The sequence below is a fragment of the Pseudomonas sp. URMO17WK12:I6 genome (genome assembly GCF_003253625.1).
In the GTDB taxonomy this organism is placed as follows: domain Bacteria; phylum Pseudomonadota; class Gammaproteobacteria; order Pseudomonadales; family Pseudomonadaceae; genus Aquipseudomonas.
In genome coordinates this window covers 284,630-307,756 of the sequence record NZ_QKYZ01000005.1, presented here as the reverse complement: position 1 = coordinate 307,756, position 23,127 = coordinate 284,630, and the positions used below count along the sequence as shown (strand labels likewise).

The following is a 23,127-nucleotide window of genomic DNA, read 5'->3' as shown; positions in this document are numbered from 1 at the left end:
CCATCAGACTGCCGTGGTTTTCGGCAGGCGTTGCCGGGCGATTTCTAGCAGTTCGTTGCCGTCCTGGGTCAGCAGGTACAACGCGTTGACGATATTGGGAATGTCTTTCACGTCGGCCTGTTTGAAGCACAGGCAATAGAGTGTTTCGAGCAGGTCGCCAGCGGCGCGGATGCGTTGTCGGGCGGCATCGAGGATTTCGTGGGGATCGGCCTCGGTGTCGATGACCAACACGGGGGTATTGCTGTAGCTGGTTTTGAGCGGGCGATAGCGGTCTGTTAACGAGTGGCGCGTGTTCATCGAAGTCAGTCCTGTGGGAAGTCGGGCAGTCTCGCCGGCGGGCCGACACAGTGTTTTCAGCCGCGTCGAAAACTATAGAGGGCCGCAGCGAGGCGTCGCAAGGTGGTGCAAGTGGACAGGTTTTGTAGGGGATTTAGCGGTGTTATCGCCCTTTGCCTACGCATCCCTCGACTATTTTTTAAGCTTTTCCCTTGGTGGTCGATATTCCTACGGGATTGTCAGGCTTAACGCATCCAGCCTCTGGAGGGTGCGCGCCAGAATGTGTAGGACGTTTCGAAGCGTCTGAGTCGACTCTTAAAGGGAATTAGGTATGCAGTGGCTGCGTGTGGCCTCGATTTTATTGTTGTGGGCCGGTGTTTGTCGGGTAGCGGGTGCTGCTGACGTCGGTCATTCGCTCGTCCTGGCCAACATGGAGCGAACCGGTTGGCCGGGTGCGCTGACCACCCAAGCGGACATCGACACCGCATCTCGCGCCGAGGTGTTAATGGTGGGCAAGGCATTGCTGGCCAGCGAAGCGCTGGATGAGCAGGGGCTGAAACAGCGACTGGGCGTGCGGGCTGTGAAGCTCAAGTCGGTCAGGCAAGTGCGTGACGGGTTGTGGGATCGGTTGCTGATCACCTATCGCAGTGCCAGTCAGAACTGCGAGGACCAACTCTTCTGTCCTCGTGTGCGCAGGGTCGCCGATTTGCGTCAGCTGGCGGCGGCGTTTACAGGCGAAATAAGCCCGGCTTATGCGGCGTGGGCGAGCAAGAGCCGGGTATTTCATGAACAGGCGCTGGATGAGCAGTTGCGGGTGGCGGTATTGGTGCCGTAGCTACCCGAGGTCAGTCGATCGACGACTAAGTCTGTGAGGCACTGTCCAGCGTTGTGGGCGCAGCGTAGAGGGGGTCGTCAGGGAGCTTCATGCACCCGTTCAGCAGCAGGGATGCAAAGAAAAGAGCGACTGGAAAAAACAGAGTGTCAGGCATGATTGTTCCTTTGTGAGGATCCGCGTGCAGGCGTCCTGCCTTGATGAAAACTTCGCGGATAATGGTTTTTCTCGGGGCGCACCTTACCGGCTGACAGGGGGCTGATGTCAGGGGGCAAAGTGCCTCGTTTGTTTCAATCTGTGGCGAAGGAATCGATGGGCCGACGCTGTATCATCCCGTATCGTTTTTGCCCCCGACCTTTTCTCGACTCGCTGCGTTCGCCGGCTAGGCTTTGGGCTTCGCAGCGGTCAACGGAGTGACAGCTTATGCACAACACCCTGGAACAGGTTTTCGGTTATCCACAGTTTCGGCCCGGCCAGGAGGCGGCGGTCAGCGCGGTGTTGGCCGGGCGCTCGGCGGCGGCGATTTTCCCTACCGGATCGGGCAAATCCCTGTGCTATCAGTTACCGGCCATCCTGCTGCCGCACCTGACGCTGGTGGTCTCGCCTCTGCTGGCGTTGATGCAGGATCAGTTAGCGTTCTTGCAGCGCCATGGGATTGCGGCGGGCAGTATCGATTCGGCCCAGAGTCGCGATGACGCCAGCGATGTGATGGCCCGGGCAAAGTCCGGCGAATTGAAGATTCTGATGATTTCCGTGGAGCGCCTGAAGAACGAGCGCTTCCGCCATTTTTTGCAGCAGGTACCGATCTCGCTGCTGGTGGTGGACGAGGCCCACTGCATCTCGGAATGGGGCCACAACTTCCGCCCCGACTACCTCAAGCTCCCGGACTATCAGCGCCAGTTCAACATCCCCCAGGCGTTGCTGCTGACGGCCACCGCGACACCCAAGGTGATCGCCGACATGGAGGCCCGGTTCGCCATTGCGCCTGAGGATGTGGTGACCACCGGTTTCTACCGGCCCAATCTCAATCTGTTGGTGGAACCAGTGCGTGGCCAGGACAAGCGCCGCCGCCTGGTCGAGTGGATGAGCCAGCGTCCCGGCCAGCCCAGCATTGTCTACGTCACTCTGCAGAAGACCGCTGAGCACATCGCCGAACACCTGGGGCGCAACGGTATACAGGCAGAGGCCTATCACGCCGGTTTACCCCACGAGCAACGGGAAGCGATTCAGCGCCGGTTCATGGGTGGGCAGTCCAATTGCATCGTCGCCACCATTGCCTTCGGCATGGGCATCGACAAAAGCGATATCCGCAACGTGGTGCATTTCGACCTGCCAAAATCCATCGAAAACTACAGCCAGGAAATCGGCCGCGCCGGGCGTGACGGGCAGCCGTCCGATTGCCTGGTGCTGGCCAACCGCGACAGCCTCAACGTGCTGGAGAATTTCGTCTACGGCGACACACCGGAGCGGGACGGCATTCGTTGTGTGCTCGACGAGTTGCAAGCCGCAGCGCCCGAGGGGCAGTGGGAGTTTCTGCTGGGGCCTTTGGCCGATCAGAGCAACATTCGCCAGTTACCGCTCAAGACCTTGCTGGTACAGCTGGAGTTGCGCGGGCTGATCGCTCCACGCTATGCCTATTACGCCGAATACCGCTTCAAGTATTTGCAGGAGCCGGAAGCGTTGCTGGCCCGTTTCGAGGGTGAGCGCAGGGACTTCGTCTCGGCGATCATCCAGACTTCCAGTCGCGCACGGACCTGGGCCACGGTTAATTTCGACGCACTGTATCAGCAGCATTCCGCCGAGCGCAGTCGAGTGGTCAAGGCGCTGGATTACTTCCAGGAAAAGGGCTGGGTGGAGCTTGAAAGCAAGCAGATGACGGAGGTCTATAGCCTGCTGCAAGCCGACTTCGATTCCCAGGCCTTGAGCGCCGAATTGCACACCTACTTCACCCGGCACGAACGCACCGAGATTTCGCGGATTCACGCCATGCTGGATCTGTTCGCCACCGACCACTGCCTGGGATATCGCCTGGCCGAGTACTTCGGCGATGAAAACGCGCCACGGCGATGCGGGCATTGTTCGGTGTGTCACGGCCACGTAGCGCGGTTACCCGAACCACCGGAATTGCCGGCGCTTGTGGATAAAAATTTCGAGGCGCTGTGCGGTGATTTTATCCACAGGCACCAGCAGCACACGGGAAGTGCTCCATCGGCGGAGCGCGTGACGCGGTTTCTGTGCGGGATCAGCGTGCCGTTGTTTACCAAGCTCAAGGCGCGGTCGATTCCGGGGTTTGCGGCGCTGGAGGAGTATCCGTATGGCGAGGTCCGGACGTGGGCTGAGGCGAACCTCTAATCTGTAGGGATTTTCTGGGGCGCATCCATCAGCTGAATGTCACCCATCACGGGAATAAACTTCAAAAACACCCATCGGCTGACTATGGTGAGGACTGTCTTTGGATCGCCAATAAGAGAACAACAACCATGAGCCAGACATCGTTCGATATTCAGCGCGCCGCCGTGATTGGCGCGGGCACCATGGGCCGGGGCATTGTTATGTGCCTGGCCAACGCCGGGGTGCCGGTGCAGTGGGTCGATAACAATCCGCAGATGCTTGAGCAGGCGCTGACCAGCGTGGCTGACACTTACGCCCACAGCGTGCGTCAGGGGCGGATCGATCAGGCCGAGGCGGATGCGCGCATTGCACGGGTAACGGCGGCTGCCGATTACGCGGCGATCCGCGATGTTGATCTGGTGATCGAAGCGGTCTACGAAAACCTCGAGCTGAAGCAGAAAATCTTCCGCGAACTCGACGGCCTGCTCAAGCCTGAAGCGATTCTGGCCAGCAATACCTCGGCGCTGGATATCGACGCCATCGCCGCCGCCACTCGCCGCCCGCAGCAGGTCCTGGGCCTGCACTTCTTCAGCCCGGCGCACATCATGAAATTGCTGGAGATCGTACGCGGCGCCCAGACCGCTCCGGCGGTGCTTGATGCAGCCCTGGCACTGGGCCAGCGCATGGACAAGGTCAGCGTGGTCTCGGGCAACTGTCACGGTTTCATCGGCAACCGCATGCTGCATCCGTACGTGTTCGAAGCGCGCAAGATGCTGCTGGAGGGGGCGTTGCCTTATCAGGTGGATGCAGCGCTGCAAGGTTTTGGTTTCGCCATGGGGCCGTTCCGCATGTATGACGTGGTCGGCATTGACCTGGAGTGGCGCGCGCGGGAGCTGGCTGGCAAGGGCCAGGATGCGCCGGAGGTTCAGGTGGACAATCGTTTGTGCGAGCTCGGGCGTTTCGGTCAGAAGAGCGGCGACGGGTATTACCATTACGAACCGGGCAGTCGTCAGGCTGAGCACGATGTGGAAGTCGATGCGCTGGTGCTGGAAATCAGCGAAGGGTTGGGGTTCCAGCGGCGTGAGATAGGGCCAGAGGAGATTCTTGAGCGCAGCTTGCTGGCACTGGTCAATGAAGGGGCGAAGATCCTTCAGGAAGGCATTGCGGCGTCGGCGCACGACATCGATCTGGTGTACCTCAACGGTTATGGTTTCCCGGCGGACAAGGGCGGGCCGATGGCCTGGGCGGATCAGCAAGGGCTGGACGATATTCATCTGCGGTTGTTGCAGCTTGAGACCAAACAGGGGGATCACTGGGCCCCGGCACGGTTGATTGGGGAGTTGGCGGCGCAGGGCAGAGGGTTTACCGACATGTGATTTAGGTAGTGCCTGTGACAGCGCCTTCGCAGTTTCACCTTAAACTGGCCATCCAACTCCAGGAACCGACGCTGATGTCCAACCCGATGCCCCATCGCACCGACTACCCCCATTTCCAGCCCATCACCACCCGCTGGCATGACAATGACGCCTACGGTCATGTCAATAACGTCACCTACTACAGTTTTTTCGATACGGCGGTGAACACCTACCTGATCGAAGTCGGCGGCCTGGATATCCATGACGGTGAGGTGGTGGGTTTTGTGGTGAGTTCGGCCTGCGATTACTTCGCGTCTATCGCCTTCCCGGATCGGATCGAGATTGGCCTGCGGGTCGGCAAGTTGGGCAGCAGTTCGGTGCAGTATGAGCTGGCGGTGTTCAAGGCTGGAGAAGATGAGGCCTGCGCGGCAGGGCGCTTCGTGCATGTATTCGTCGATCGGCTGTCGAATCAGCCGGTGGCGATTCCTGCCGGGTTGCGCGGGGCGTTGGAGCGACTGGCGATCTGAGGGCAAAAAAAATCGCAGCCCGAGGGCTGCGATTTTTGGATCTAACGGTCGACGAGGCGATTCAAGCCTCAGTCGTCATCGTGATAGCGATGGTGATGCTTGCGATGCCCGTACGCATGGCCGCGACCCGGGTGACCACGGTAGTAGCGACGATCATCATCGTCATAACCACGACGATAGGAACGACGATCATCGTCGTCATTGCTGCTGTTGCCCATATGGTTACCCAGCGCGCCACCGAGGCCGCCGCCTGCTGCGGAGCCGATCAGGCTACCGGTGGTGCCGCCCATGCTGCGGCCGACCACGTTACCGCCAGCTGCGCCCAACGCACCGCCAATGGCGGCTTCGCCACGGCTGCGTCTGTCTGCGCCAACTGCGCTACCACCCGCGCCGCCCAGGGCCGCGCCAATGGTTGAACCTGTACTGCCGCCTAGTGATTGACCGACGACCGAGCCAAGAACCCCGCCCAATGCGCCGCCCACACCTGCTTCGGTGGTGCCGCCAGCAGACGCGAAGCCACTGACCAGGCCAAGGGACAACAAGAGAATCGAGGAGAACTTCATAGAGGAACCTCAAGGGGATGACGGCGCGATCCTGAGGCTGTGTCATGGTTGTGACAATAGAAATCCGACGAATAACACGACTTGAGCACATTTCTATAAGTTGCTGTTTTTTGGGCGGAACTTAAGTGTTTTTCGCCAGTCTTTAGCTACTTCTCAAAGGCCGTTTTCATATGAAAACGGCCTTTTTTGTGGGCGATTGGAAAGTACGGATCGGAAAAATTTGTTGAGTGGGCTACCGCCATCGCTGCGTCAAGCTGACTTGGCCATGATCAACCCGGTTTCACTCGCCGCTTCCAGCCGGATCGCCACAAACTTCGACGTCGGCGTATGGCTGCCATCGCCAGTGCTTTCCAACGGCACCAGCGGGTTCACTTCCGGATAGTACGCAGCCGCTTGCCCGGCAGGAATATCAAACGCCAGCAGGGTAAAACCCTTGACCCGCCGCTCACGGCCATCATCCCAGATCGATACGATGTCAGCCTTTTGCCCCGGTTTGAAGCCCAGGCGAATGATGTCGGCTTCATTGACGAACAACACATCCCGCTGACCTTTCACCCCGCGATAACGATCATCAAGACCATAAATGGTGGTGTTGTACTGATCGTGGGAGCGCATCGACTGCATGATCAGGTCCGGCAGTACTCCGGTGGCGCGGGTGCGTTCGTGCACCAGGTGTTTGGGCAGGATGTTCGGACGGAAGTTGGCCCGACCCGATGGAGTATTCCAGCGACGTGCGCCGGCACTGCTGCCCAAGTAGAAACCGCCGGGGTTCTGGACTTTCTCGTTGAAGTCCCGAAAGCCCGGGATGGTGTCGGCGATCAGGTCGCGGATGCGGCTGTAATCAGCCACCAGCCAGTTCCAGTCCACCGGTTTGCTGCCCAGGGTCGCGGCGGCGATACCAGCGATGATTGCAGGCTCCGAGCGCATCAGATTCGACAACGGTTGCAACTGACCGTTGGAGGCGTGGACCATGCTGAAGGAGTCTTCCACGGTCACCGCTTGGGCGCCTTCGGTCTGGATATCGATATCGGTGCGGCCCAGGCACGGCAGGATCAGCGCGTCTTTACCGTGGATCAAATGGCTGCGGTTGAGCTTGGTGCTGATCTGCACGGTCAGGTCGCAGTTGCTCAGGGCCTGGAAGGTCCGTGGGCTGTCCGGGGTGGCTTGGGCAAAGTTGCCGCCCAGGCCGATGAAGACTTTCGAACGGCCTTCGGCCATCGCGTGAATCGCCTCGATCACGTTGTGGCCGTTTTCGCGTGGCACCTTGAACTGGAAGCGCCGCTCCAGGGAGTCGAGGAACGCCGCCGGCGGGCGTTCGTTGATGCCCATTGTCCGGTCGCCCTGCACGTTACTGTGGCCGCGCACCGGGCACAGACCGGCACCCGGCCGGCCGATGTTGCCGCGCAGCAGCATCAGGTTGGCGATTTCCTGGATGGTCGCCACCGAATGGCGATGCTGGGTGATGCCCATCGCCCAGCACATGATCACGTTCTTGCCTTTGGCGTACATGCGCGCCGCTTGCTCGATTTCCACCAGGGGCAGGCCGGATTGCTCGACGATCTGCTCCCACGGGGTGTCGTCGACGATGCCGAGGTATTCCAGAACATTGACGCTGTGTTCATTGAGGAAGTCGTGGTCGAATACCGCAGGCTCACCCGCCTTCTGCGCATCGCGCTCCCATTGCAGCAGGAACTTGGCCATGCCGCGCATGATCGCCATGTCGCCGCCCAATGCCGGACGGAAGTACGCGGTGTTGGTCGGTTTGTCGCCGTTGGTGAGCATTTCGATCGGGTGTTGCGGGTGCTGGAAGCGTTCCAGGCCGCGCTCTTTCAGCGGGTTGATGCACACCACCTGCGCACCGCGTTTCACCGCTTCGCGCAGTGGCTCGAGCATCCGCGGGTGGTTGGTGCCAGGGTTTTGGCCCCAGACAAAAATTGCATCTGCATGTTCGAAATCGTCGAAGGTCACCGTGCCTTTGCCGACTCCGACGCTTTGGGCCAATGCCACACCGCTGGCTTCGTGGCACATGTTCGAGCAGTCGGGGAAATTGTTGGTGCCATAGGCGCGCACGAACAATTGATAGAGGAACGCCGCTTCGTTGCTGGCACGGCCCGAGGTGTAGAACTCGGCCTGATTCGGGCTCGACAGCCCTTGCAGGTGTTTGCCGATCAGGGCGAATGCGGCTTCCCAGCTGATCGGTTTGTAACGATCGGTTTCGGCGTCGTAGCTCAGCGGCTCGGTCAGACGGCCCTGGTACTCGAGCCAATAATCACTTTGTTCCAGCAACGAGCTAACGCTGTGCTTGGCGAAAAACGCGCCATCGACACGCCGTTTGGTCGCTTCCCAGTTCACTGCTTTGGCGCCGTTCTCGCAGAACATCACCATGCCGCCTTCCTGGGAATCGCCCCAGGCGCAACCGGGGCAGTCGAACCCGCCGTTCTTGTTGGTCTTGAGCATCATGCGCAGATTTTTCAACGCGTTGTCGCTGGTCAGCCAGGCCCGGGCGACGCTGGCCAGCGCGCCCCAGCCACCGGCCGCACCCTTATAGGGCTTGTAACGTGGAACAGGTTTCTGGTCGGCTTGTTGGTGTTGACTCACGCTTGATTCTCCAACGCAGGGCTGTAGACCCTTGGTGCACTTTTCTGAGGTAGGTGGATGAGATTGAGGTTGTGTCGACGGGCCCATTGCACGGCCAGGCCCGTGGGCGATGACAGGCTGACCAGGGTCTGGATGCCGGCGCGTAAAACTTTCTGGATCAATTCGAGGCTGCAACGGCTGGTGACAATCGCCAGACCATCGGTGGTCGGGATTTTCTGGCGGATCAACCCGCCAATCAGCTTGTCGAGAGCGTTGTGTCGGCCGATGTCTTCACGGCCCAGCAGCAATTCGCCTTTGCCATTCATGAACACCGCCGCATGCACCGCGCCGCAATGCTGGCCCAAAGGCTGGAATTCACCGATGCGATGGCGCAGGCCGTCCAGCCATTCGGCCGGGGGCAGCGGGGCGCCGGGCAGCACCTTGAGATCGGGCAGCGCTTGCTCCACCGCTTCAACGCCACAGAGCCCGCAACCGCTGGTGCCGGCCAGTTGGCGGCGCTGCTGCTTGAGGTTCCAGAAGGCGCGGTTGGCGATGGTCACCTGTGCGTATTGCGCCGACCCCGAGCCGCTGAGTTGCAGGTCATAGATGTCTGAAGCGTCTTCGATGATGCCGCTGCCGAGGCTGAAGCCGACAATGAAGTCTTCAAGGTCCGTCGGCGTCACCAGCATGACGGCCTGGCTGATGCCGTTGTAGGCGATCGCCAGCGCGACTTCCTCAGCCAGCGCGGTGCTGGATGATTCGGAGTCTTCAAGGTTGCAGTAACTGTATGTCTGGCTTGCGGCGGGCGCGGGCGTTTCGAGAGCGGGCGCCGCGCAGCCGGGGCGCTTGGCGTTCATTAGGCATCACCGACGGGTTGGTCAGCTTTAAGCCTAGGCGCGTCAACATGTCGCGTCTAATCGCTATTACTGATCTACCGATAGATGGCGTCGATCAATCGTCTGTCAGTGATTTCTGATAGATCGCAAAACAGGCTTCTGCCAAGGCCGAACGCGGAGCGCTGCGACGCATGATCAGCCCCAGCCGGGCGAGGGTCTGGGCGCTTTCGATGGGTTGCAGGCGCAAGTGATCGGTGAGGTTTTCGAGGCCGCTGTTCAGCGGCATCACCGCGCAGCACAGGCCACCGTGTACCGCTTGTAACAATTGGTGGACTGCATCGGTTTGCAGCAACGGCTGTGGAGTCAGGCCACGGCTGTGGAAATTATGGTCGATGGACTGGCGAAAATGCATGCCGCTGGTGAGCATGCCCATGGGCAGTTCGATCAGCGACTCCCAGCTCAGCGGCGCCTCGCCGAAACTGAAGAAGCGTTGATCGTAGAGCAGGCCCATGCGGGTTTCGCTGAACGCCAGGGAGTCGAAGCGCTCGCCGTCCAGATGCTCCAGGTAGGATACGCCGAGGTCGAGACGGTTATTCGCCAGTTGTTCAAGGATCTGTTCGGAACTCAGGGCCGAGAGTTCGAAGCGCAGGTTCGGGTGTGCGGCATGCAGGCGTTGCATCAGCGGCACCGGGTCGAAACTCGACAGCGGCACCACCCCCAGACGCAACGTACCCACGAGGTTGCCGCGACAGGCCGCCGCTTCGGCCTGCAAACCGTCGTAGGCCGCCAGCACCGTACGCGCCCATGCCAGCACGCGCTCACCCGGCGCCGTGAAACCTTCGAAGCGTTGGCCGCGATTGACCAGCGGCAGCTCGAGTTCTTCCTCAAGGCTGCGCAGGCGCATGGACAAGGTCGGCTGAGTGATGTGACAGCGCGCGGCGGCCTGGCCGAAGTGTCGGGTTTCGTCGAGAGCGATGAGGAATTTCAGCTGCTTGATGTCCATCTTCGCTCCAGGGCGCCGGCAAGGTTTGCGATTCTACCGCCTGCGCGGGGTTGGGTCATTGGTCGGCTGGGAGCCGGTCTTCAAACGACTGGTCTAGTCTTGGGCGTCTGGAACCCAAATCCCTAAGGAGCGTGCACCATGAGTATTTTTAGCTTTGTGAAAGAAGCAGGTGAAAAACTTATTGATCTGCTGACACCCGGCAATGCCAACGCCAGCGAGCAGCTGAAGGCACACATCAGCAAGGTCGGCTTGGGTAGCCCGAATGTTCAGGCGACCATCGATGGCGACAAAGTCACCGTCACCGGTGAAGTGGCAAGCCAGGAAGAGAAGGAGAAAATTCTGTTGGCCGTGGGCAATATTGCCGGTGTCGGTAGTGTCGATGACCAGATCACCGTAACGGGGCCGGTTGCCAAGGCAGCGCAGTTCGTCACCGTTAAAAAGGGCGACACCCTCAGCGCGATTTCCAAGGCGGCATACGGCGACGCGAACAAGTACAACAAAATCTTTGAAGCCAACAAACCAATGCTTTCGCACCCGGACAAGATCTATCCGGGGCAGGTGTTGCGGATTCCTGAATAACACAGAACCTGTGGCGAGGGAGCTTGCTCCCTCGCCACAACGACCACGTCAGACTCTAGAGCCCTGCAATCAAGTCCCGATAATCCCCAACGGCCGCAAACTCTGCCGTGTCCTTCGGCCCTTTGCGGCTGTCCGGCTCGCTCACGGCCAGCAAGTGCGCCACCCCGAAATTGCGTGCGCTGCGCAGGATCGGCAGGGTGTCGTCGATGAAGAGACAGCGTGCCGGGTCGAAGCCGATATCGGCCTGCAAGGCATCCCAGAACTGCGGGTCTTCTTTGGCGAAACCGTAATCGTGAGAGCTGATCAAGCGCTCGAAATACGGCGCCAGTTCAATTCTTTCCAGTTTCAATGACAACGAGTCGCGGTGGGCGTTGGTGATCAGTACCACGCGCTTGCCGGCCTGTTTGATCGCGGCCAGAAAAGTGTCCGCATCCGGACGCAAGGCGATCAGGTGCGCGGTTTCCAGTTTCAGTTCGCGCACCGACAACTTCAGTTCGGCGCTCCAGAAGTCCAGGCAATACCACTGCAACTGACCGGCATGGCGCTCGAACAGTGGCTGCAATTCCAGCTCCGCCATGGCCAGGCTCACCCCGTGCAACTCGGCATAACGCTTTGGCAGGTGTTCCAGCCAGAAATGGTTGTCGTAGTGCAGGTCCAGCAGCGTGCCGTCCATATCCAGCAGAACGGTATCGATGTCGCGCCAGGGCAGCAGGGACATAAAAAACTTCTCCAGCGGTAAAAAAGATATCCGAGGTAAACAATCAGGATAGGCCGGGTATAGTAACGCGTTCACGCCAAGGAGCTTCTCATGCGCCAGAAACCCACCATACTCGCCCGCGAGATCGTCGCCACCAGCCGATTATTCTGTGTCGAAGAGCTGAAACTGCGCTTTTCCAATGGCGTGGAACGCACTTACGAGCGATTGGTCGGTAAAGGCGCTGGTTATGGTGCGGTGATGATCGTGGCGATGCTCGACGCGGACCACGCCGTGTTGGTGGAGGAATACTGCGGTGGCACCGATGCCTACGAATTGTCCCTGCCCAAAGGCTTGATCGAGCCGGGCGAAGACGTGTTGGCGGCGGCCGAGCGGGAGCTCAAGGAAGAGGCCGGGTATGGCGCGCGGCAACTGGAGCACCTGACCGAGTTGTCGTTGTCACCCGGCTACATGAGCCAGAAGATCCAAGTGGTGCTGGCCACCGATTTGTACGAAGAACGCCTGGAGGGTGACGAGCCCGAGCCGATGGGGATGGACAAGATCAACCTGCGGGAATTGTCGGCGTTGGCGCAAAACCCGCGATTCACCGAGGGCCGTGCCTTGGCGGCGCTGTATCTGGCCCGGGACTTGTTGATCCAGCGCGGTATTTTTCAATTATGAGTGAGACGTTCATGAGTTTCCCCCATCCGTTGATGGCGCCGGTGGTCGAGCTGGCATTGAAGGCTGGCGAGGCGATCCTGCCGTTCTGGCGCGTCAACGTTGCTGTGACGGCAAAGTCCGATGATTCCCCGGTCACAGCTGCCGACATGGCCGCTCACCATGTGATTCTGGCCGGGTTGACGGCGCTGGACCCGACTATTCCGGTGCTGTCCGAAGAGGATGCCAACATCCCCCAGAGCGTGCGTGCCGGCTGGCAGCGTTGGTGGTTGGTCGACCCCCTGGACGGCACTAAGGAGTTCATCTCCGGCAGCGAAGAGTTCACCGTGAACATTGCGCTGATCGAGCAGGGGCGTGTGGTGTTTGGCGTGGTGTCGATGCCGACCAGCGGGCGTTTTTATGTAGGCGGTGCCGGGCTGGGTGCCTGGCGTGGCGATAAAGGCGCCGAGCCGTTGCCAATTCAGGTTCGCGAGGTGCCGGCGGCGGGTGAAGCCTTCACGGTGGTCGCCAGTCGTCGGCATTCAAGCCCTGAACAGGAGCGCTTACTGGCGGGGTTGAGTGACAGTCTGGGCGAGCTGCAACTGGCGAATATCGGCAGCTCACTGAAGTTTTGCCTGCTGGCGGAAGGGGCGGCGGATTGTTATCCGCGATTGGCGCCGACTTCGCAGTGGGACACGGCCGCGGCTCAAGGTGTGCTGGAAGGCGCCGGCGGTGAGGTGCTGGATTTGAGCGGCGCGCCGTTCTGTTATCCGGCGCGGGAATCGTTGCTGAATGAGTTCTTCCTGGCGCTGCCGGCTAAAGCGGCTTGGCGGGAGAAACTATTGGCGCTCGCTCGGGCGTAAAGATCAAGAGATCGCAGCCTCGTTTCACTCGACAGCTCCTACAGGGGGCGCGCTTCTCTGTAGGAGCTGTCGAGTGCAACGAGGCTGCGATCTTTTAAGATCGTTTGCTTTACCGGTGAAGGACGTATTGCCCGGTAAACCTCACCGCATCCTCATCACTCCCGGCATTCACGATCCGCGAATGCAGCGCCAACCGCGCCCGCCCATAGCGTCGATACATCGCCAGGAACTTCCTCCACACCGTCGCACTCGGTGCCTGGCAAATCGCTGTCGCGTCCATGGTGACCGGCAGCGGGTAGTTGATCTGCCCTTCCTGAATCACGATGTGCCCGTCTTCGATGCCTTCTTCGCGCAAACGCAAATGCAGCCAGCCCCAGCCGGCGAGCACCGCGCCGCAATACAGGCTGCCACCGAACATGGTGCTCTTGTGATTGACGTTGGGCTCCAGCGGTAGATGCAGGCGCAGTTGTTGGTCATGCCAGTCGAGCACTTTGAGGCCCATGTCCCGCGTGAGGGGGATGTCGCGATAGAGGATCGATTCCAGGTGACGACTGTCGCGGTTCATTCGCGGGCCTTTTGTTTGATAGGGATGATTTTACGGTAGCTCAATCGAGGTCGTCGGTATGGCTGCTGGTGCCGCCATCGGCGAAGTTCAGGCCATGCTTGCGCAGCTTGTCGTGCAGGGTTTTGCGCGGAATGCCGAGCGCTTCGGCGAGGCTGCGCACGGAGCTGTGCGAGCGCGCCAGTTCGGCGGCAATCAGGCTCTTCTCGAAGTTCTCGACTTGCTCGCTCAAGCCGCCGCTGACCACTTCAACCGTGGTGCCGACACCGCCATCCGGTGCGCTGCTGTCCAGTGCCAGCTCCAGGCCCAGGGCAAAGCGCTCGGCGGCGTTCTGCAGTTCCCGCACGTTACCTGGCCAGCTGTGACGCAGCAGCAGCGCCCGTTGCCCCGGTTGCAGTTCGTGGGGCGGCAAGCCGTGGCGGGCGCTGGCTTCGTCGGCGAAATGCTGGAATAGCACCAGCGCATCTTCGCCCCGTTCGCGCAGCGGCGGAATGCGCAACGGCGCAACGTTCAGGCGGTAATACAAGTCGGCACGGAAGCGCCCCTGATCGGCGGATTGCCGCAGGTCTTCCTTGGTCGCGGCGATGATGCGGATGTCCAGCGGGATCAACTGATTGCCGCCCAGGCGTTCGACGACTCGCTCTTGCAGCAAGCGCAGCAATTTCACCTGCACGTCCAGGCTCATGCTTTCGATTTCATCGAGGAACAACGTGCCGCCGTTGGCGAATTCGAACTTGCCGATACGACGCTTTTGCGCGCCGGTAAACGCGCCGGGTTCGTGACCGAACAGCTCGCTTTCCACCACCGACTCGGCCAGGGCCCCGGCGTTGATTGCCACGAACGGGCCGTTACGCCGACTCGACAAGTCGTGCAGCGCGCGGGCCACCACTTCTTTGCCTGCACCGGTTTCACCGAGAATCAGCACGTCAGCCTTGGTCGCCGCCAGTGCCCCGATCTGCTCGCGCAGGCGCAGCATCGGCGCCGATTGCCCGACCAGTCGGGCGCTCAGTTCGTTGCGATCGCTCAGGGCCAGCCGCAGGCTGCGGTTGTCCAGCACCAGACGGCGCAGGGCCAGGGCGCGACGTACGCTGTCGAGCAGGGCGTCGCTGGCGAACGGTTTTTCCAGAAAGTCATAAGCCCCGGCGCGCATGGCTTGCACCGCCAGGGGGACATCGCCGTGGCCGGTGATCAGCAGCACGGGCAGCTCCGGATCCTGGGCGTGGAGTTCGGTCAGCAGTTCGAGGCCGTCCATGCCCGGCATGCGGATGTCACTGACCACCACGCCTGGCCAGTCGCGTTCCAGTTGCCCGGCCAGGCCCTTGGCTTCAGCAAGCGGCAGGATCTTCAGGCCGGCCAGGTCCAGGGTCTGGCTCAGGGCCTGGCGCAGGTGGGGATCGTCGTCGATCAACACGACCTGGATGCGGTTGTCGATGGTCATGCACTTCGGTCCTCGGACGGTTGCAGGCTCACACCCGGCGCGCCTGCGCGCAGCTTCAGGGTAATCAGGGCGCCGCCTTCCTTATGGTTGGAGAACGACAGTTCACCACCGAAGGCGCGCATCAGGGTGTCGCAGATCGCCAGCCCCAGCCCAAGTCCCTGAGTGCGGGTCTTGGTGGTGTAGAAGGGCTCGCCGGCACGACCCAGCGCTTCCAGGCAGAACCCGGGGCCGTTATCGCGAATGTACAGAGTGACGCCGTCGGCGGTGGATTGGGCACTCAACCAGAGTTTACGCGGCGGGCCTTTTTCCGTCAGGGCATCGAGCGCATTGGCCAGCAGATTGCCGAGTACCTGGCGCAGACGGGTTTCTCCAGCCTCGACCCACAGGGTGGCGGCCGGCAAGTCGCGGATCAGCTCGACTTCCATGCTGCGCCGACGCTTGGCCAGTAACGCCAGGGCGTCGTCCAGCGCCGGTTGCAGGGCCACGCTTTCCGGGGCATGGCGATCACGTCGGGCGAAGGCGCGCAGGTGGGCGATGATCGACGCCATGCGCCCGGTCAGCTCGCTGATCAGCTTGAGGTTGCCGCGAGCATCCTCGGTGCGCTGATGATCGAGCAGCACTTCGGCGTTTTCCGCGTAGCTGCGGATGGCCGCCAGCGGTTGGTTGAGTTCATGGCTGATACTCGCCGACATTGTTCCCAGCGCCGAGAGCTTGCCGGCCTGTACCAGATCATCCTGAGCGCGTACCAGTTCTTGCTGGGCGTGTTCGCGCTCCAGCACTTCCTGTTTCAGTCGACGGTTGAGGCCCTCAAGGTCGCTGGTCCGTTCGGCGACCCGGCCTTCGAGTTCCTGGCGGGTCTTGGCTTCGAAGGCGATCCGCTCCAGGTAATGGCGTCGGCGTTGCATCATCAGGCCAAGCAGCAGCATCAATACCAGCAGCGTTGCGCCGCCGATGGCCACGACTGTGCGCACGGGGCGGTCGATCAGGGTGCGTGGAGCAAGGATACTGACACTCCAGCCGGTTTCTTCGATCTGCCGGGTTTGGGTCAGCCAGGCATTGGGGTCGAGACTCAACGGCTTTGGATCGCGGGTCGGATAGGGTTGAATCGCGGCGACGGCCTTGTTCTCCTCATCACTCAATGGACGGGTCGAGCGGAAACGCCATTCTGGCCGCGATGTGAGGATGACCACACCGTTGTGGTCGGTGACCAGCAGTTGTTCCGGGGTTTTGCCCCAGAGGCTTTCGGTGTGATCGAGGTCAACCTTGACCACCAACACGCCGATGATTTTTTCACGATCGTGTACCGCCGCGGCGAAGAAGTAACCGCGCTTGGCCGAGGTGGTGCCCAGGCCAAAGAAGCGCCCCAGGCGCCCGGCCATGGCTTCACTGAAATATGGACGGAAAGAGAAATTGCGGCCGACGAAGCTGTCGTGTTTGTCCCAGTTGGAGGCCGCCAGTGTCTTGCCGGTGGTGTCCATCAGGTACATGACTTCGGCGCCGGTCTGGGCACTGATGTGTTTCAACAGACGATTGGCATTGCCTTGAATCACGCCCTCGTCGGGGGCGCCCAACGTCGCACGCAGGGCGGGCAGGTCGCCGAGAATCTGCGGCAGCACTTCATAGCGGTGCAGGGTACCCAACAGGTTGGCGACGTAGAGGTCGAGGGTCTGACGGTTCTGCCCGGCCAGCTCGCTGCGGTAATAACGCTCGGCCAGATGCTCCAGCGGCCACAGCAAGGGTGCCAGGCACAACGCAAGCAGTGCCAGGCTGCGCCAGCGGGGTCTGCGGGGGAGGGTCGGTGTCATGAGCATCAAGCGCCTGTGGGGACAGACGCATTATGCCTAGGGTCTGTTGACGTTTGGTAGCAACGCGGTTCGCTACCAAACCTCAACAGACCCTAGGCTTGCGGGCGCAGTCTGCGCACCCTGGATCAAGTGCATGCTGGCGCTGAAAATTCAGACGGCAATTCAGGAGAAGACTTCAGCGTCCTTGAAGAACGCGGCGGCCTGATCCTTGGCGGACAGCTGCGGTGCCTCGTCCAGCTGCCAGTCGATGCCCAAGTCCGGGTCGTCCCAGCGAATGCTGCGTTCAGCCGACGGGGTGTAGTAGTCGGTGGTTTTGTAGAGGAATTCAGCGAAATCGCTCAGCACCACGAAACCATGGGCAAAACCTTCTGGTACCCAGAGCTGGCGATGGTTGTCGGCGGACAGGCGCACCGCGACCCATTTGCCGAAATGCGGCGAGCTGCGGCGAATGTCCACGGCCACGTCCAGCACTTCACCGGCGGTGACGCGGACCAGTTTGCCCTGAGTGTTTTCCAGCTGGTAGTGCAAGCCGCGCAGTACGCCTTTTTGCGAGCGGGAATGGTTGTCCTGCACGAATCGGGTGTTCAGGCCGGTTGCTTCTTCGAAAGCCTTGGCGTTGAAGCTTTCATAGAAGAAGCCGCGCTCATCACCAAATACCTTGGGCTCGATGATCAGAACACCTGGCAGGTCGGTGGTGACTACATTCATGGTGTTTCTCCAGCAATAGGCGTTGATGGGCGACATTCTTACGCAAAGTGCCGGCAGGCGCGAGTGGGACGGTGAAGAGAGTTGCTCACGCATTGATTCGGGCCAATCAGGGAAGGGGGGTTGCGTATCGCACCCGGCAGTGGCGATATAAGCGCCTAATAAAATTTCAGGGGTCGTTGTATGCCGCTCGCCACGTTGATTCACCGCGCCAGTCTGCCCAGCCCGCAAGTGTCCGCGGCGCAAGCGCTTGAGTTGCTGGAAGAACATTACGGGCTGAGCGGACGGTTGCAGGCTCTTGGAAGCCAGCAGGATCTCAACTACCGCGTCGACAGCGAGCAGGGGCGTTTCGTCCTGAAAATCTGCCGTGGTGATTATTCGGTGCTGGAGCTGCAAGCCCAGCACGCAGGGCTCAAGCGCTTGGTCGAACATCCCGGCGTGAAGGTGCCGCGAGTGATCCCGGCCAAAAATGGTAAAGACCTGCTCTCCCTGGAGGTCGGCGGTCAAGCAGTGCATGTACGTCTGCTCGATTACATCGACGGCCAGTCCCTGACGCACCTCGACCATCTGAGCCAGGCCGTGGTCGCCGGTTTCGGTCGGCTCTGCGGCGAGATGGACCTGGCGCTGGCCGGCTTCGACCATCCTGGCCTTGAGCGCACCCTTCAATGGGACGCCCGCCACGCCAACGCGTTGATCGCGCATTTGCTGCCGGTGATCAAGGATGATCAGCAACGCAAGCTGATTGCTGAAGCGGCCGAGCAGGCCGAGCGCCATTTGCAGCCCTTGGTGGATAAGCTGCCGGTGCAGGCGATTCACATGGACATCACCGACGACAACGTGGTCTGGCAGCGAGATGCGCAGCGCCAATGGCAGTTGCAGGGTGTCATCGATTTCGGCGACCTGGTCCGAACCTGGCGGATCACCGATCTGTCGGTGACCTGTGCCGCGCTGCTGCACCATGCCGATGGCGATCCGTTCTACATCTTGCCGGCGGTTCGGGCCTATCACGCGATCAATCCGCTGCAACATGAAGAACTGCTGGCGCTCTGGCCGCTGATCGTTGCGCGTTCGGCGGTGTTGGTGCTGAGTGGCGAACAGCAGGTCACCATTGATCCGGGCAATGAGTACAGTCGCGACAACCTGACCCATGAGTGGGAAATTTTCCGCGTGGCCACATCGGTGCCGCTGGCGTTGATGGAGGCGGCGATTCTTGCTGAGGTTGGTCAAGGCCTGCCGAGCATCGGCAGCGAAAGCTTTGCGCCCTTGTTGCCGAGTCTGGTGGGGCGTGAGTTTGCGTTGATCGATCTGGGCGTGCTCAGCCCGCATTTCGAAGCGGGTAACTGGGAGCAAGAGGGGATCGACCAGCGTCTGTTGACCGAAGCTGCTGCGGCTCATGGTCTGGCGGCCAGTCGTTATGGGCAATATCGTCTGTCTCGCACCCAACCGGACAGCGCCACTGAACCGGCCACTTGCCCTCTGCATGTCGAGTTGCGAGTGCCCCATGGCACGGCGGTCGAATCGCCGTTTGCCGGAACGGTTCACCAGCCGGCAGTGGGTGTGCTGCAACTGGATGGTCCACAACTGAGTTTACGGCTGTGGGGTGTGACACCGTCGTTGCACGCGGGCGCAGCATTGGTCAAAGGTCAGGTGCTGGGTTCGGTCAGCGGGCCGTTGATCGTGCAATTGTGTCGAAGCGCTCAGCTCGACGCGCCGTTGTTTTGCACACCTTCGCGCGCCGCCGCCTGGCAAGCGTTGTGCCCGTCACCGGCGGCGTTGCTGGGGCTGGCCTGCGATGCAGAAGAAGAACTCGACCCGCAAACCTTGCTGGCCCGCCGCGACGCCAGTTTCGCCCGATCCCAGAAGCATTATTACGTCGACCCGCCGCGCATCGAGCGGGGCTGGCGCAATCACCTGATCGACATGCAGGGCCGCTCCTACCTCGACATGCTCAACAATGTCGCGGTATTGGGTCATGGTCATCCGCGCATGGCCGCCGTCGCCGGCCGTCAATGGTCGTTGCTCAACACCAACTCGCGTTTTCACTACGCAGCGATTGCCGAGTTTTCCGAGCGCTTGTTGAAGTTGGCACCGGACAACATGGACCGGGTATTCCTGGTCAACAGCGGCACCGAGGCCAATGACCTGGCGATTCGCCTGGCCTGGGCCTACAGCGGCGGTCGCGACATGCTCAGTGTGCTGGAGGCGTATCACGGCTGGTCAGTGGCGGCGGATGCGGTCTCGACCTCGATTGCCGACAACCCCAAGGCCTTGAGCAGCCGTCCTGATTGGGTGCACCCGGTGACCGCGCCGAACACCTATCGCGGCGAATTCCGTGGCCCGGACAGCGCGCCGGACTACGTGCGCAGCGTCGAACATAACCTGGCGAAAATCGCCGGGCAGAAACGCCAACTCGCCGGTTTCATCTGCGAGCCGGTGTATGGCAATGCCGGCGGCATCTCGCTACCACCGGGCTATTTGAAGCAGGTCTATGCACTGGTCCGTGCTCAGGGCGGGGTGTGCATCGCCGATGAGGTGCAGGTCGGTTACGGCCGCATGGGTAAATTTTTCTGGGGTTTCGAAGAGCAGGGCGTGGTGCCCGATATCATCACCATGGCCAAAGGCATGGGTAACGGCCAGCCGTTGGGCGCCGTCATTACCCGTCGGGAGATTGCCGAAGCGCTGGAGGCCGAGGGTTATTTCTTCTCGTCCGCTGGCGGCAGCCCGGTCAGTTGCCGGATCGGCATGGCGGTGCTGGATGTGATGGAAGAAGAAAAACTCTGGGAAAACGCCCAGGTCGTGGGCGGGTACTTCAAGGAACGTCTTGAAGCCCTGATCGACCGGCATCCGTTGGTGGGAGCGGTGCACGGTTCCGGCTTTTATCTGGGCGTGGAGTTGGTCCGCAATCGCGAAACCCTTGAACCGGCGACCGAAGAAACCACGGCGTTGTGCGATCGCCTTCGTGAGTTGGGGATTTTCATGCAGCCGACGGGTGATTACCTGAACATCCTCAAGATCAAACCGCCGATGGTCACGTCGCGGCAGAGTGTGGACTTCTTTGTGGACATGCTGTCGAAGGTGCTGGGCGAAGGTTTGTAGGCAGCTCGTAGAGGTTGAAAATGTCGATTGTTATCGGGAATTTTTGAGGTTATTTAGAGGTGGTGGATATTTATTGCTTTTAAAGCCGATTTTTATCGGCTATAAAGTCGCCACTGCCCACGGTGTGGACGAACCACGCCCGGTGATTCCCGTTCTGTCATCGGTCGATGCCACACTGACCCTCAAGCACTTGCCCAGGAGATGATTCATGAGTCGTATCGTTACCGTCGCCGCCACCCAGATGGCTTGTTCCTGGGACCTTGAAGCCAACATCGAGACCGCTGAGAAGCTGGTCCGTGAGGCAGCGGCCAAAGGTGCGCAAATCATCCTGATCCAGGAACTGTTCGAGGCTCCGTACTTCTGCCAGAAGCCGAACCCGGACTACCTGCAACTGGCCACGACCGTAGAAGACAACGTCGCCATCAAGCACTTCCAGAAAGTCGCCAAGGAACTGCAAGTGGTGCTGCCGATCAGCTTCTACGAATTGGCCGGACGCGCGCGTTTCAACAGCATCGCGATCATCGATGCCGACGGCAGCAACCTCGGGATTTATCGTAAAAGCCACATCCCGGATGGCCCTGGCTACCACGAAAAGTACTACTTCAACCCGGGCGATACCGGTTTCAAAGTGTGGAACACCCGTTATGCGAAAATCGGCGTGGGCATCTGCTGGGATCAGTGGTTCCCTGAGTGCGCCCGCAGCATGGCGCTGCAAGGCGCGGAAATTCTGTTCTACCCGACAGCCATTGGCAGTGAGCCGCACGACAAGACCATTTCGTCCCGCGACCACTGGCAGCGCGTGCAACAGGGCCATGCCGGTGCCAACCTGATGCCGCTGATCGCCAGCAACCGCATCGGCAATGAAGAGCAGGACGGCTACGACATTACCTTCTACGGCTCGTCGTTCATCGCCAACCAGTTTGGCGAGAAGGTCCAAGAGCTGAACAAAACCGAAGAAGGCATTCTGGTTCACAGCTTCGACCTCGATGAGCTGGAGCACATTCGCAGCGCCTGGGGTTCGTTCCGCGACCGTCGTCCGAACCTGTACGGCGCGATCAAAACCCTCGACGGTTCCCTGGAGTCCTGAAGCCATGACCACGTTGAACAGCACCCCTCGCGCCGACGGCTTTTACATGCCTGCCGAGTGGGCACCCCAAACCCAGACCTGGATGGTCTGGCCCGAGCGCCCGGACAACTGGCGCCTGGGTGGCAAACCGGCGCAAGCCGCGCACGTTGCAGTGGCCAAGGCCATCGCGCGTTTCGAACCGGTGACCGTGGCGGTCTCCGCTGGCCAGTACGAAAATGCCCGCGCCCGTCTCGACGTGCCGAATATTCGTGTGGTGGAGATGTCCAGCGATGACGCCTGGGTCCGGGATACCGGCCCGACGTTCGTCATCAATGGCAGCGGCGAAGTCCGTGGCGTGGATTGGGACTTCAATGCCTGGGGTGGTTTCGACGGTGGTTTGTATTCGCCGTGGAACCGTGACTCGCAGGTGGCGGGCAAGATCCTCGAAATCGAGCGCACCCCGCGCTACCGCACCGAGGGTTTTGTGCTCGAAGGCGGCTCGATTCATGTCGATGGCGAAGGCACCCTGATCACCACCGAAGAGTGCCTGCTCAACCGCAATCGCAATCCGCACATGAGCCGTGAGCAAATCGAAGCGGTGCTCAGCGCAAACCTGGCTGTGGATAAGATCATCTGGCTGCCGGACGGCTTGTTCAACGACGAAACCGACGGCCATGTGGATAACTTCTGCTGCTATGTGCGTCCGGGTGAAGTGCTGCTGGCCTGGACCGACGACCCGCAGGACCCGAACTACCCACGCTGCCAGGCGGCCATGAACGTGCTGCAAAACAGCACCGATGCCAAGGGGCGCTCGTTCACGGTGCACAAAATGCCGATTCCGGGGCCGCTGTATGCGACCGAAGAAGAGTGCGCCGGTGTGGACCCGGTGGACGGCACTCAGGAGCGCAATCCGACCGTGCGTCTGGCCGGCTCTTATGTGAACTTCCTGATCGTCAACGGTGGCATCATCGCGCCAAGCTTCGACGACCCACTGGACGGGCCGGCCAAAGAGATTTTGCAGAACCTGTTCCCGCAGCACGAAGTCGTCATGGTGCCTGGTCGCGAACTGTTACTTGGGGGCGGTAACATCCATTGCCTTACCCAACAACAGCCCGCTCCACACAAGGAGTGAGTGAGGACGTAACAGCTTGAGTTGATTGAAAAATCGATTGAGCAACGATTTTGGCCTCCTTATCTCGCAGAAAGCCCGCAGTCCATCAGGACTTCGGGCTTTTTTGTATCTACTTATCGACACTTCGAAAACATTGGCATAGCTCTTGTATCTTCGATGGCGCAACACGGGGAGGGAGAGAACTTCGATGTTCTGTCATAAACCTTGGATAAGTTAGCCGCTCACAAACC

General features: G+C 60.6%; 20 protein-coding genes. 10 read left to right on the top strand and 10 right to left on the bottom strand.

Going from position 1 to position 23,127, the window contains the following annotated elements; all coding sequences use genetic code 11:
• Window positions 1–3: 3 nt before the first annotated feature.
• The gene (locus tag F475_RS11915; RefSeq protein ID WP_111453970.1) at window positions 4–297 is read right to left on the bottom strand and encodes a hypothetical protein; all 294 of its coding nucleotides are present in this window, start codon (window positions 295–297) and stop codon (window positions 4–6) included.
• A 310-nt stretch (window positions 298–607) separates the two neighbouring features.
• Between F475_RS11915 and F475_RS11910 the strand changes: the two genes are divergently transcribed.
• From F475_RS11910 to F475_RS11895, 4 genes are all read left to right on the top strand, one after another.
• The gene (locus F475_RS11910) at window positions 608–1,111 is read left to right on the top strand and encodes a polysaccharide deacetylase (RefSeq protein WP_111453969.1); all 504 of its coding nucleotides are present in this window, start codon (window positions 608–610) and stop codon (window positions 1,109–1,111) included.
• A 420-nt stretch (window positions 1,112–1,531) separates the two neighbouring features.
• Window positions 1,532–3,460 carry an ATP-dependent DNA helicase RecQ gene (locus tag F475_RS11905; RefSeq protein WP_111453968.1) on the top strand — a complete coding sequence of 643 codons (1,929 nt, stop codon included), beginning with the start codon at window positions 1,532–1,534 and terminating at the stop codon, window positions 3,458–3,460.
• Window positions 3,461–3,588: 128 nt separating this feature from the next.
• Window positions 3,589–4,815, top strand: coding sequence for a 3-hydroxyacyl-CoA dehydrogenase (locus F475_RS11900; RefSeq protein ID WP_111453967.1), 1,227 nt, complete (start codon window positions 3,589–3,591; stop codon window positions 4,813–4,815).
• A 74-nt stretch (window positions 4,816–4,889) separates the two neighbouring features.
• Entirely contained in the window at window positions 4,890–5,321 is a 432-nt protein-coding gene (locus F475_RS11895) for a thioesterase family protein (protein ID WP_018929305.1), read from the top strand.
• 68 nt (window positions 5,322–5,389) lie between these two features.
• On the opposite strand, the gene F475_RS11890 is transcribed toward F475_RS11895, so the two are convergent.
• The 4 genes from F475_RS11890 to F475_RS11875 all read right to left on the bottom strand — a co-directional run bounded on the left by F475_RS11890 (window position 5,390) and on the right by F475_RS11875 (window position 10,300).
• On the bottom strand, window positions 5,390–5,884 hold the full coding sequence (locus F475_RS11890) for a glycine zipper domain-containing protein (protein WP_018929304.1): 495 nt from the start codon (window positions 5,882–5,884) through the stop codon (window positions 5,390–5,392).
• A 249-nt stretch (window positions 5,885–6,133) separates the two neighbouring features.
• A complete protein-coding gene (locus F475_RS11885) occupies window positions 6,134–8,482 on the bottom strand; it encodes an FdhF/YdeP family oxidoreductase (protein ID WP_111453966.1) in 2,349 nt (782 codons plus the stop codon).
• Window positions 8,479–9,318, bottom strand: coding sequence for a formate dehydrogenase accessory sulfurtransferase FdhD (gene fdhD, locus F475_RS11880; protein ID WP_111453965.1), 840 nt, complete (start codon window positions 9,316–9,318; stop codon window positions 8,479–8,481). The genes F475_RS11885 and fdhD overlap by 4 nt, the downstream gene beginning before the upstream one ends.
• A gap of 94 nt (window positions 9,319–9,412) precedes the next feature.
• Window positions 9,413–10,300 (bottom strand): LysR family transcriptional regulator, encoded by an 888-nt coding sequence (locus F475_RS11875; RefSeq protein ID WP_111453964.1) that lies wholly within the window; start codon window positions 10,298–10,300, stop codon window positions 9,413–9,415.
• Window positions 10,301–10,438: 138 nt separating this feature from the next.
• Between F475_RS11875 and lysM the strand changes: the two genes are divergently transcribed.
• Window positions 10,439–10,879 (top strand): peptidoglycan-binding protein LysM, encoded by a 441-nt coding sequence (gene lysM / locus F475_RS11870; protein WP_111453963.1) that lies wholly within the window; start codon window positions 10,439–10,441, stop codon window positions 10,877–10,879.
• A 55-nt stretch (window positions 10,880–10,934) separates the two neighbouring features.
• Here lysM and yrfG read toward each other — a convergent pair whose 3' ends face one another.
• Window positions 10,935–11,597, bottom strand: coding sequence for a GMP/IMP nucleotidase (gene yrfG / locus F475_RS11865; protein ID WP_111453962.1), 663 nt, complete (start codon window positions 11,595–11,597; stop codon window positions 10,935–10,937).
• 90 nt (window positions 11,598–11,687) lie between these two features.
• Between yrfG and nudE the strand changes: the two genes are divergently transcribed.
• Window positions 11,688–12,254, top strand: coding sequence for an ADP compounds hydrolase NudE (gene nudE / locus F475_RS11860; RefSeq protein ID WP_111453961.1), 567 nt, complete (start codon window positions 11,688–11,690; stop codon window positions 12,252–12,254).
• 11 nt (window positions 12,255–12,265) lie between these two features.
• Window positions 12,266–13,093 carry a 3'(2'),5'-bisphosphate nucleotidase CysQ gene (gene cysQ, locus F475_RS11855; RefSeq protein WP_111453960.1) on the top strand — a complete coding sequence of 276 codons (828 nt, stop codon included), beginning with the start codon at window positions 12,266–12,268 and terminating at the stop codon, window positions 13,091–13,093.
• Between the two features lie 109 nt (window positions 13,094–13,202).
• Here the strand turns inward: cysQ and F475_RS11850 are convergent, their stop codons facing one another.
• The 4 genes from F475_RS11850 to rfbC all read right to left on the bottom strand — a co-directional run bounded on the left by F475_RS11850 (window position 13,203) and on the right by rfbC (window position 17,606).
• Window positions 13,203–13,658 carry a YiiD C-terminal domain-containing protein gene (locus F475_RS11850; RefSeq protein ID WP_111453959.1) on the bottom strand — a complete coding sequence of 152 codons (456 nt, stop codon included), beginning with the start codon at window positions 13,656–13,658 and terminating at the stop codon, window positions 13,203–13,205.
• Between the two features lie 40 nt (window positions 13,659–13,698).
• Window positions 13,699–15,093 carry a sigma-54 dependent transcriptional regulator gene (locus tag F475_RS11845; protein ID WP_064615860.1) on the bottom strand — a complete coding sequence of 465 codons (1,395 nt, stop codon included), beginning with the start codon at window positions 15,091–15,093 and terminating at the stop codon, window positions 13,699–13,701.
• Window positions 15,090–16,898, bottom strand: coding sequence for an ATP-binding protein (locus F475_RS11840; RefSeq protein WP_018929294.1), 1,809 nt, complete (start codon window positions 16,896–16,898; stop codon window positions 15,090–15,092). The genes F475_RS11845 and F475_RS11840 overlap by 4 nt, the downstream gene beginning before the upstream one ends.
• A 162-nt stretch (window positions 16,899–17,060) precedes the next feature.
• Window positions 17,061–17,606 carry a dTDP-4-dehydrorhamnose 3,5-epimerase gene (rfbC, locus tag F475_RS11835; protein WP_064615862.1) on the bottom strand — a complete coding sequence of 182 codons (546 nt, stop codon included), beginning with the start codon at window positions 17,604–17,606 and terminating at the stop codon, window positions 17,061–17,063.
• Between the two features lie 180 nt (window positions 17,607–17,786).
• On the opposite strand from rfbC, the gene F475_RS11830 reads away from it, so the two are divergent.
• The 3 genes from F475_RS11830 (at window position 17,787) to aguA (ending at window position 22,897) form a co-directional block, all read left to right on the top strand.
• Window positions 17,787–20,699 carry an aminotransferase gene (locus tag F475_RS11830; RefSeq protein WP_111453958.1) on the top strand — a complete coding sequence of 971 codons (2,913 nt, stop codon included), beginning with the start codon at window positions 17,787–17,789 and terminating at the stop codon, window positions 20,697–20,699.
• 208 nt (window positions 20,700–20,907) lie between these two features.
• On the top strand, window positions 20,908–21,786 hold the full coding sequence (aguB, locus tag F475_RS11825; RefSeq protein ID WP_019581765.1) for an N-carbamoylputrescine amidase: 879 nt from the start codon (window positions 20,908–20,910) through the stop codon (window positions 21,784–21,786).
• Window positions 21,787–21,790: 4 nt separating this feature from the next.
• Window positions 21,791–22,897, top strand: a complete 1,107-nt coding sequence (aguA, locus tag F475_RS11820; RefSeq protein ID WP_111453957.1) for an agmatine deiminase — start codon at window positions 21,791–21,793, stop codon at window positions 22,895–22,897.
• Window positions 22,898–23,127 lie beyond the last annotated feature (230 nt).

What these genes read in the sequence shown, in the direction of transcription:
- F475_RS11915 (WP_111453970.1), bottom strand. Translation starts at nt 297, where the DNA reads ATGAACACGCGCCACTCGTTAACAGACCGCTATCGCCCGCTCAAAACC.
- F475_RS11910 (WP_111453969.1), top strand. Translation starts at nt 608, where the DNA reads ATGCAGTGGCTGCGTGTGGCCTCGATTTTATTGTTGTGGGCCGGTGTT.
- F475_RS11905 (WP_111453968.1), top strand. Translation starts at nt 1,532, where the DNA reads ATGCACAACACCCTGGAACAGGTTTTCGGTTATCCACAGTTTCGGCCC.
- F475_RS11900 (WP_111453967.1), top strand. Translation starts at nt 3,589, where the DNA reads ATGAGCCAGACATCGTTCGATATTCAGCGCGCCGCCGTGATTGGCGCG.
- F475_RS11895 (WP_018929305.1), top strand. Translation starts at nt 4,890, where the DNA reads ATGTCCAACCCGATGCCCCATCGCACCGACTACCCCCATTTCCAGCCC.
- F475_RS11890 (WP_018929304.1), bottom strand. Translation starts at nt 5,884, where the DNA reads ATGAAGTTCTCCTCGATTCTCTTGTTGTCCCTTGGCCTGGTCAGTGGC.
- fdhD (WP_111453965.1), bottom strand. Translation starts at nt 9,318, where the DNA reads ATGAACGCCAAGCGCCCCGGCTGCGCGGCGCCCGCTCTCGAAACGCCC.
- F475_RS11875 (WP_111453964.1), bottom strand. Translation starts at nt 10,300, where the DNA reads ATGGACATCAAGCAGCTGAAATTCCTCATCGCTCTCGACGAAACCCGA.
- lysM (WP_111453963.1), top strand. Translation starts at nt 10,439, where the DNA reads ATGAGTATTTTTAGCTTTGTGAAAGAAGCAGGTGAAAAACTTATTGAT.
- yrfG (WP_111453962.1), bottom strand. Translation starts at nt 11,597, where the DNA reads ATGTCCCTGCTGCCCTGGCGCGACATCGATACCGTTCTGCTGGATATG.
- nudE (WP_111453961.1), top strand. Translation starts at nt 11,688, where the DNA reads ATGCGCCAGAAACCCACCATACTCGCCCGCGAGATCGTCGCCACCAGC.
- cysQ (WP_111453960.1), top strand. Translation starts at nt 12,266, where the DNA reads ATGAGTTTCCCCCATCCGTTGATGGCGCCGGTGGTCGAGCTGGCATTG.
- F475_RS11850 (WP_111453959.1), bottom strand. Translation starts at nt 13,658, where the DNA reads ATGAACCGCGACAGTCGTCACCTGGAATCGATCCTCTATCGCGACATC.
- F475_RS11845 (WP_064615860.1), bottom strand. Translation starts at nt 15,093, where the DNA reads ATGACCATCGACAACCGCATCCAGGTCGTGTTGATCGACGACGATCCC.
- F475_RS11840 (WP_018929294.1), bottom strand. Translation starts at nt 16,898, where the DNA reads ATGACACCGACCCTCCCCCGCAGACCCCGCTGGCGCAGCCTGGCACTG.
- rfbC (WP_064615862.1), bottom strand. Translation starts at nt 17,606, where the DNA reads ATGAATGTAGTCACCACCGACCTGCCAGGTGTTCTGATCATCGAGCCC.
- F475_RS11830 (WP_111453958.1), top strand. Translation starts at nt 17,787, where the DNA reads ATGCCGCTCGCCACGTTGATTCACCGCGCCAGTCTGCCCAGCCCGCAA.
- aguB (WP_019581765.1), top strand. Translation starts at nt 20,908, where the DNA reads ATGAGTCGTATCGTTACCGTCGCCGCCACCCAGATGGCTTGTTCCTGG.
- aguA (WP_111453957.1), top strand. Translation starts at nt 21,791, where the DNA reads ATGACCACGTTGAACAGCACCCCTCGCGCCGACGGCTTTTACATGCCT.